This window comes from Gluconobacter japonicus (assembly GCF_002723975.1).
Taxonomy (GTDB): Bacteria; Pseudomonadota; Alphaproteobacteria; order Acetobacterales; family Acetobacteraceae; genus Gluconobacter; species Gluconobacter japonicus.
On record NZ_BEWO01000044.1, the window covers coordinates 1 to 8561 of the forward strand.

Genomic DNA, 8561 nt, shown 5'->3' on the forward strand with positions numbered 1-8561 from the left:
GAGATCAACAAGGCCATTCGTAGAGAGCTGGTGAAGTCCGGAGAGGTCAAAGAAGGTGTTACCTTTGAGACTGCTCTTGGAGAACGTGCGTTCGGTGAAGGGGACCGGATTGTCTTTCTAAAAAACAACCGTGCGCTTGGTGTCCGGAATGGACTGGATGGTGTTGTTGAGAGCGTTCAGGACGATCTTCTTACTATCCGGACCAAAGACCGGACAGTTGCTGTTCGTATCTCCAATTATCGCCATATTGACCATGGGTATGCCCGGACCGTGCATAAGGGGCAGGGTGCGACGGCGGAGAAGGTTCACGGGGTTCTGTCCAGCTCTATGGATCGGCAGCTTCTCTATGTGCTTCTCAGTCGGCACCGGGACACTTTCCGGGGATACTGGACCCCGGAAACGGCAGGAAACAAAGAAAAACTCTTCGAGCGCTTGAGCCGGGACAGGAGCAAAGACTCAACCATCGATTACGCGGAAGTGCGGGGATTTTCTCCATCTTTAGAAGCGCTTGCAAAGTATTATGAAGCTCATGTGCGGCAGGCTGATCTTACAGAGGCCCCATCTCCAAAGTACGACCCTCAGGAAGTTGTCCAACGTGCAGAGGTCGAAGCGCAGCGTCAGGCAGAGGCAGCCGAGCGGGAGCGTCAGCAGCAGGAAGAGCACACCCGGGCTGAGCGGCAACGCCATGAAGCGGCTGAACAGGAACGCAAGAGGCGTAAGGCAGAATACGAAGCAGCCCAGGAGCGTGAACGGGCGCATGAATTGCGACGGATACAGGCTGCTGACAGGCGGAAAACAGAGAACGCAGCGCGTCAGCGTGAAGTTGAGAAGAAGCAGCATGAAAACGAGGCTCTTGCAGCGATCATTGATCGCCGTCTTGCCGTTGCTGAGGATAATGCACGGTTTGGACAAGAGACTGTGCAGGCGTGTCAGGCGCAGATTGTGCACGAGAAACAAAAGCTACGCCGAGCGCATTTCACCATCTTTCTTCGAAAGGAAGCGATTGATCGTCAGACAACGGCTGTGAGAGTTGCCGAGCAAAATCTTAGCAACGCCATGAAGAAAAATACCGGCCTGCAGGAAGTGGCTGCGAGAGAACAAGAAAAGCTCGAGGCGGCGCGCCGCCTTGCGGCCTCAACGGGTAAATCTCTGGTCACAGTCAGGGCAGAACAGGAATTGCAGTTTCGGGCTACTGAAGCCCGCATGGAGCATCAGAAGCAGGCGGCTATAGCCCGTGCTGCTCTTGAAGCACGTCTTGAACAGGCAGCCTCTATAGATAAGCGAAGGATTGAAGATACTACCTATCACGTGAGGGTAGCAGTCGGGCGTGCAAAGGAGGCGCATGGCGCCTTGAGAAAGGTCGGATGGGCATTCTTTACCGCGATCGAGAAAGGATCTTCTGAAGATGCTCGCCGTCATCTGTCCCTGGCACTCCAGTCTCCTGATTTCGCTCGAGCCTGGGGTGATCTTCAGAAAGCAACGGAGCGGCTCGGAGCGGCCGTCTGGAAGATGGATGAGGCGGCCGGTCAGTGTGATCGGCGTGAGGACCAGTCTGTCGTCAGGGCTGAAGAACGTGCTGCCCGGGTAGGGTATGACCTGGAAGCGATCCCTGGACGCGACGTTGGGCAGAGCTTCACTGGCGAAGCCAGTCCCGCCCTCCAGAGGGTGGTTGATCGGTACCGTGAGGATTTCAGGGCCGATGATCGGCAGCGTGTTCGGGAGCGTGAGCAAAGCCGGTCCTGTAATGCAGGGCCGAGTATGGAGTTTTGAAATCACTGGACAAAAAGAAAGGTGATTTGTCTGAGTGTTATCAAGGTACCTGATTAAAGCTATTCTCGATAACGCTTCTTTAAGTTTGCGAGGTCTTACCCATGTAGAGATAAGACCTCATAAGCTTATGGTCTCTTTACTTGTCGTTTGCCAAGCGAAGGGCTTCCCTCGCTTTTTTTGCTTGATAATCTTTGTAGGTTTCCCGCGCTTTGATCGCTGCCGTCAGGTAGCTAACGTGTAGAGATCCCATTTTAGGCGCTGGTGTTCCTGGTTTCAAAAGAGGGCTTGGGGCAAACCATGTGTCGTCGAATGGTAATGTAACCAAGTTGCCAACATCAAACTTGGTACGCACTTCGAGGCCACTGTCTGCGAACCCTCCATCGCTAGGGTCGAGAACGAACTCACCCGGATAAAGACTTCCCGTCTTTTTGCTGGTGCCATACGCCACCTGCACGAGGTTACGTGCAGTCGAGACCGCTCTTACAAGAGCCGGTCGAGACTTCGGGCCAGGAACTCCCATCTCCTGGGGGAAATGGCACCAGACAATATCACCAATGGTGGGAAGGGGGGCGTACTTCGTACTCATATTTTCTCCTATTAGAATAGTAGTTCGTCGAATTCATCGTCATCGATTTGTTTCACTTTGCTTATTTCTCTTATCTGTTTCAGTTGTGCGGTAGTTAAGGGCCCATCGTCGTCTTCGTACCTCCTTATGTTTCTGTCTGCATACTCACGTAATGCTAGGTGAGTAAGCTCGGTTTTTGTTAATCCCGTGAGATCGGTCAGGGTGTTGAATGTCCCAACACTGACACCCGTAGGAGTGTCTTTGGGGCGCAATCTCAGGAGAAAACTATCGGTCTTTTTTTCGGTTGCTACGGTCATTTCAAATCACTCACTGCCTAGGTTTCGTGTTCTCAGTAAGGAATCTTCGAACTTAGATGTGGTGCTGATATCAATATGATATCATTTTTCGTATAAAGCAACTGATTTTTTTTTCGTCGTGAGATTGTATCGGTTGGAACGGCAGACGCTGTGAGGGTGGGTATAGATAAAATCTCATAGCTTAAGTCATTCTTTTACAGTGGAGGGTAATCAGTCGGTAAGCGCCCTTCAGAAGAAGATTGAATTACCGGAGGTAATTCCACGCCATTGGAAGATAATTTTTCTAAGTTATCAACAAAGCATTTATCTACCAATGTTCCATTACCAAAAGAAATTGGAAATCTTTTAATATATTCTGAGTATTTAGAAACTCTTCTGTTAAAATCTATTGTAAAACCTTCTTTTTTAAACTTTATAAATGAAAATGGTTTTCCTTTTTCTTCATTTTCATCTTTAAATCCAATTCTTATTTCTCCTCCCATATCGACATACCATATATCAAGGCCAAGTTTATTAAATGATCTTATTACGGAGAAAATATTATTCTTGGTATATTCATCCCAATTCGAAAAACATGATGTAAAATCTTGATTTATTTTCAGAGAATTATAAATCTCTTCATTGGTTAATTTTTTTAAGTGCTTATCTTTTTGGATGTTTTCTTTTTCTGAGCTAAATTCAATGGAATTTTCGTGAAAAATAATTCCGTTTCTTTTGAAGAAATCTTCTAACAAATTATTATTGGCTGAACTAACGCTACCATAGCCCCCTTCAATTCGTTGAATTATGGTTGCGGAGATCCCGCATGATTCAGCCAGATCGCTTCTGGAAATATTTAAAATAGCCCTAGCTGCTCGAATCTTAGCATCGTATCGGAAAGACATAAAATAACCCTCAAACTGTTGTGGTTATTTTAATACAATGACCCATTGGACAATGCAAGTGTTTTATTTAAAAGTGTTGGAAAAGTTTTTTTGACCTTATTGGGTTTTTTCAGTTTTCCCGAAGATACGCTGCCAAAATGTCTGATTTCGCTTTCTCGCTTGAGAAGGTGGCTGAGGCTGGCTGATTGGAGCGGCCAGAAGTCGTAATGACAGGCTCATGTCTTCGATGTGGCGATCCTTCGCAGCCAGCAGTTCATCCTTCGCCACCAAGGCTGCGCGAAGCGCTTTAATCTCAGCCGATAGGGCCGCTTCTGAAGAAGGGGGCTCACCTGGCGCATTAGGTGGCGCAAGTGGCTCACTGACTGGCGCACCTGCGCCACCGTCTTTTTTGCTAGATGCCTCCCCGAAAACTCGAAGCATTTCTGATGGATCAATTTGCCCATCCAAGGAAATGCTTAGCTTCCCGGACTGAATTGCCCGTTGGATTGTGCGGCGGGAAACCCCCCATATTTCAGAGGCGCGTCTCTGGCTCAGCATGTGGCGCATGGTGGCGCAAGTGGTGCACTGACGTGGCGCAGGGGGAGATAGCGATGTATATGATAGCCACGCATCAATCGTCATCCCTCAGGGTATATGGAAGGTCGTGTTCCATCGCCTCGAATGAAGGCTGAGAGGGGGGAGGAAGTCCTTCCCCAATCGGTAATTGCTTTTCGCCAGGATACAAAGATGGAACCCGTTCAAGCGGAGGACGGGTATTGATTTCATCCTTATCCGGCTGTTCGTCGTCCGATACTAGGACGGCAGCACTGAATAAGCTGTACCGGATACCATCGCGCTTTCCTGTCCAAGCAACCCTATCATTCACAATGTATGCATTTGTTGTTCCGGCTGCTCCTATTTGACGTACTTCAATCCAGTTTTGATCTTTTAAAGTTGTAATTGCTCTTATCACAGTATTTCTAGAGCATCCCATAAGTTTTTGCAAATTTGGTATGCTAGCAACAAGGGCATTGTGTCTTCCCATGTTGCCAACAATTACATGCATTAAAGCAGCAGCTTTAGGGTGAGAACCTATTAGTTTCGCCCATCTTTCATGAGCCGCTCGTTCTGTTTGTACCCAGGTGCCATTAGGTGCGGTTGTTAATCCAATCTGGCGAGAATGCTTCTGCACGTCTTCTTCCTAGGGGCTGTGTCCATAATGGCGCGAAATGAGACTACCCGGTCTCATCAACGAATAAAATATGCCCATACGCTGATAATTATTGTCAATATTCGACTGATAAAAAATATCAATCCACGGGGTAATCTTGTCAAACCAGTCCCATAGCTGATGGGACGGGGTAGTCCCATCAGCTATGGGACTACCCCCCCCTCTTAAGTCATTGATTTATAAGGCAACCAAAAGAATGCATTTATATGATCTAAGGGCCGTCCACGAAGCCCACGGGTTCGAGGCCCGCGAACGCCCTTTGTGAGCGGTAGGGGGCCTCGGGTCCTGTGGACCCTCGGGGGCGGTTCAAGGGCAAATCTAAGAAACTTTATCCACACCGGATGCCCTGACGGGCACGCTTCGCGGCTCCCGCTCTGCGCTCGCTCCGGACCTGAAGGACGAAGCATAAGAGAACTATGATTTGCTCAAGGGGAATGAATGGTTGGTAAGGATGGTGCCTAACCGGGACCCGCTCATCAGAAATGGATAAGGGGATTCCCTTACGGGGGACAGGTGTACTAGGATTCCGGCTGCCCATCGCCTGATGGGCGCTCTGCCGAGGTGCTGGTAACACCCCGAACAGAGCTAACGCCGAATGAGGATTGAGCTCATGACGACGCTGGCAGTGGTTGAACCACGTCCCCCGTATCCCTTCAAGACCCTGCGAGAGCCTCACAGAAGTCGCCTGACGGCCTTCTGACCCTTCGCCGCATAAATTGGCCAAGGGGCGCCGTAAGCGCCCCTCTCCGCGCAACTGCGCGGCTGGGAGCGTATTCGCTGATCTCGTGGCCGGGGCGTTTTTTCGTCCAGGTGGCGGGATCGAGGTTTTCTGCAAGGTGAACAGGAGGATTTACACAGACGGTCCCAGGACCTTTATCGGACGGCCTGGAATGCCTGTTGAGCCGGTCACGGCCGAAGATGCGGGGGATGCTGGTCGCCAGATCATGCATCTCTGGATCAATGTCGGTACAATCCTGATTGATCGACGGGACCGCAATCGTTCCTGATGGGCGGAGAAGCCCAAGAATGGCCGTGGAGAGGGTATTGCCCCTTCACGGTCGTTTCCTTTCCCGTATGTCGCGTCTGCGACCTTTACGATGCCCCAGAAACCCAGGCCAATGCCATTGTGAGGGGATCGGTCCACCAGAAATCGAAAGTGGACCCCAAGGCGAAATGAGCCACCCCCCGATCAACCAGTGCCATGAGCAGGATTCCACCCCAGAAGCCGAAAGTGATGGCTGGATAAGGGAGGTATCTCGTTTTGCTGACCGTCTTTCGGTTTTCCAGGCGATCGATTTCATCCCAGAGGGTCTGTTTCAGCGCTTTGTGTTCGCGGGTGAGAGTTTCTGTCAGGTCCCGACTTTGACGTGACAGGTGCTCCGGTATTTCCCTGGCAATCAAACCGGTTAGCCTAGCCATAGCCTCGCTAACCGGTTCTTCCCGGATGCCTGACAGTCTGACGTCCTGCTGTGTCGTGACCAGTTGTGTGAGTGTCTCGACCGACTGGTGCAAGGCTTTCATGTCCCTGCCCAAGTCGGAGCTCTGTGTTGCCTCCCTGTCGAGCCTGCTATTCACGCGCTCCAGTGTCAGGCCGAGTTCCTCAAAAAAACCCAGATCACTACTATTCATTGTTTGGATCGGCTTTCCACGACCAGTCTGCAAAGACTTCCCTGTCACGTTCCTTCGTCAACTGGCGAAGCGCTCTCTCCAGAACGCTCACAGCTTCCGCGTCATCGTTTTGTGCCATGTGCATGACCATCGCACCGAGGATGACCTTTCGCCGTGTGTCTGCTTTCTTCTCGCTTGTCGCTTCGCGTGCTTTCAGGGCCTTTAGCCTATTAGAGACCGCTTCCTTCTTTTTCTCCTGCTCTTCGATCATTTCCTGAAGAGTCTTGCGAACCTTGGCCATGCTGCGCCTCCTTTTCTTGCCAGTAGGCTTCATTCTATTCTATGGCTGATGCCATGACCAACCCGGCAACTCCAACCAGACCGAGAATATCGAAGGGCGCGCAGATACATTGCTACGCAATGTGGCGCTTAGCATTGGTATAAACGCCAATGGCGATCTTCCATATGCGAAGTCAAACGATTGATCGAAGTAAGGGACGAAGTGTTGTCGCAGCGGCAGCCTATCGTGCTGGAGATAATCTCTGGGATGAGCGTTATGAAGAAAACCGTAACTTCACCAGAAAACGCAGCATCGTTCATTCCGAGATTTTCCTCCCAGAAGGTGCGTCCGAGGAGTTTCGCAATCGGGAAACGCTCTGGAACGCCGTTGAAAAATCAGAACGGCGAAAAGATGCCCAGCTTGCCCGTGAAATCGAGGTAGCCCTTCCTCGAGAACTGAACGAGGCGGACCGGCTGGAACTGGTACGATCTTTTGTCCAGGAGAACTTTGTTTCTCTTGGCATGATTGCTGACGTTTCGATCCATTGCCCCATTGCCGCCGATAATAAGATCGCTCCCCACGCTCATATTCTGCTGACGATGCGACCTGTATCCGAGAGCGGATTTGGCCCGAAAAAGGAGCGGTTATGGAATAGTAAAGAGGTGTATGAGTACTGGCGGACGAGCTGGGAAGATCTGACGAACGGTATGCTGGCGGCACGTGGCATCGATGCCCGGATCGATCGGAGGAGCTATGCAGACCGTGGCCTTGATTTGGAGCCCCAGATCAAGGAGGGCGCAGCGCGCCCCATGCAGGAAAGAGTTCGAGAAAATGATCCTCATTTCACGGCAGAGCGCACGGCCAAGAACGAACAGATTCAGGCCCGGAACTGGCACCGGATCACTGTAAATCCCAGCATTGTTGTAGACGCTCTGACGGATAAAGCCGCCTCTTTCACCGAGCAGGATGTTGCCCGCTATCTGCACCGCTGGCTTGGGGAAGACATGACGGAAGAGCAGACACGGCTTGCTTTTGACACCATGAAAGCCCGTGTTCTCGCTTCGGATGAGACAGTTTTCCTCGGCAAGGACGAGGAGGGGAATAAGCGTTATTCATCGCGTTCTCTGCTCCGTGCGGAACGCGATCTTGTCGATATGGCGGACAAGATGCAGGGCGATCGGTTGCATGGGGATGCCACAGCCCATCAGAATGACGTGCTCAGCTATTCCAAGTTGTCGGGGGAGCAGGTCGCTGCTGTCCGCCATGTCACGGGTCCTGAGCGGTTGGCGCTCGTATCTGGTCTGGCTGGCACTGGTAAAACCACCATGCTTGATGAGGCTGCATATGTCTGGTCAAAAGGTGGCTATCAGGTGAAGGGCCTTACCCTTTCGGCGACGGCTGCGCAGCAGCTCGAGGACGGAGCCACAATCAGAAGTCAGACGATTGCTCAGTTTTTCTGGCGTCTGAATAATCTTAAACCAAACGATGACGCTTATCCCCGCCTGAATGCCAAAACTGTTTTGGTGGTCGACGAGGCCGGCATGGTTGGCTCGCGGCAGATGCGTGATGTGCTGGCCGTGGCGCAGCAGTATGGGGCCAAGGTTGTGGCGGTGGGTGACGCCGAACAGTTGCAACCCATTCAGGCAGGAGCGCCGTTCCGGGTTCTTGAGGCCCGTCTTGGTGCGGCCCGCATGGTTGATGTCCGTCGTGCTCGGAATGCTGACGACCGGGAGGCGACGGTTGCTCTTGGGTCTGGTCGACCTCGGGATGCTCTGGAGTATTACGACCGGAAAGGAGCGATCCGGGAAGTCACCAGTTCAGCCCAGGTGGTGGCGGAGACAGCCCGTGCCTATTTGGCGGATGCAGCGGAAATCGGAGGAGAGAATGTCCTCGTTCTGGCGCATCGTCGTGCTGACATCCGGGAGAT

7 protein-coding genes and 1 pseudogene are annotated in these 8561 nt (G+C 51.6%); 2 read left to right on the forward strand and 6 right to left on the reverse strand.

Annotation, left to right across the window (positions count from 1 at the left end; all coding sequences use genetic code 11):
* Window positions 1-1770 (forward strand): annotated as a pseudogene (locus GJA01_RS15360) (hypothetical protein); the annotation flags it as partial.
* A 136-nt stretch (window positions 1771-1906) separates the two neighbouring features.
* Here GJA01_RS15360 and GJA01_RS14545 read toward each other — a convergent pair.
* The 6 genes from GJA01_RS14545 to GJA01_RS14570 form a co-directional block, all read right to left on the reverse strand.
* Window positions 1907-2356, reverse strand: a complete 450-nt coding sequence (locus tag GJA01_RS14545) for a hypothetical protein (RefSeq protein WP_174694505.1) — start codon at window positions 2354-2356, stop codon at window positions 1907-1909.
* Window positions 2357-2846: 490 nt separating this feature from the next.
* Entirely contained in the window at window positions 2847-3536 is a 690-nt protein-coding gene (locus GJA01_RS15180; RefSeq protein ID WP_145993807.1) for a helix-turn-helix domain-containing protein, read from the reverse strand.
* 96 nt (window positions 3537-3632) lie between these two features.
* On the reverse strand, window positions 3633-4082 hold the full coding sequence (locus GJA01_RS14555; RefSeq protein WP_145993808.1) for a hypothetical protein: 450 nt from the start codon (window positions 4080-4082) through the stop codon (window positions 3633-3635).
* A 64-nt stretch (window positions 4083-4146) separates the two neighbouring features.
* Window positions 4147-4707: a helix-turn-helix domain-containing protein gene (locus GJA01_RS14560; protein ID WP_082785177.1), complete on the reverse strand. Its 561-nt coding sequence runs from the start codon at window positions 4705-4707 to the stop codon at window positions 4147-4149.
* Window positions 4708-5838: 1131 nt separating this feature from the next.
* Window positions 5839-6267 carry a hypothetical protein gene (locus GJA01_RS14565; protein ID WP_145993809.1) on the reverse strand — a complete coding sequence of 143 codons (429 nt, stop codon included), beginning with the start codon at window positions 6265-6267 and terminating at the stop codon, window positions 5839-5841.
* A gap of 100 nt (window positions 6268-6367) precedes the next feature.
* Entirely contained in the window at window positions 6368-6655 is a 288-nt protein-coding gene (locus GJA01_RS14570) for a mobilization protein (protein WP_197457254.1), read from the reverse strand.
* Window positions 6656-6819: 164 nt separating this feature from the next.
* On the opposite strand from GJA01_RS14570, the gene mobQ reads away from it, so the two are divergent.
* A partial coding sequence (gene mobQ, locus GJA01_RS14575) for a MobQ family relaxase (RefSeq protein ID WP_169925653.1) occupies window positions 6820-8561 on the forward strand: 1742 nt, incomplete at its 3' end.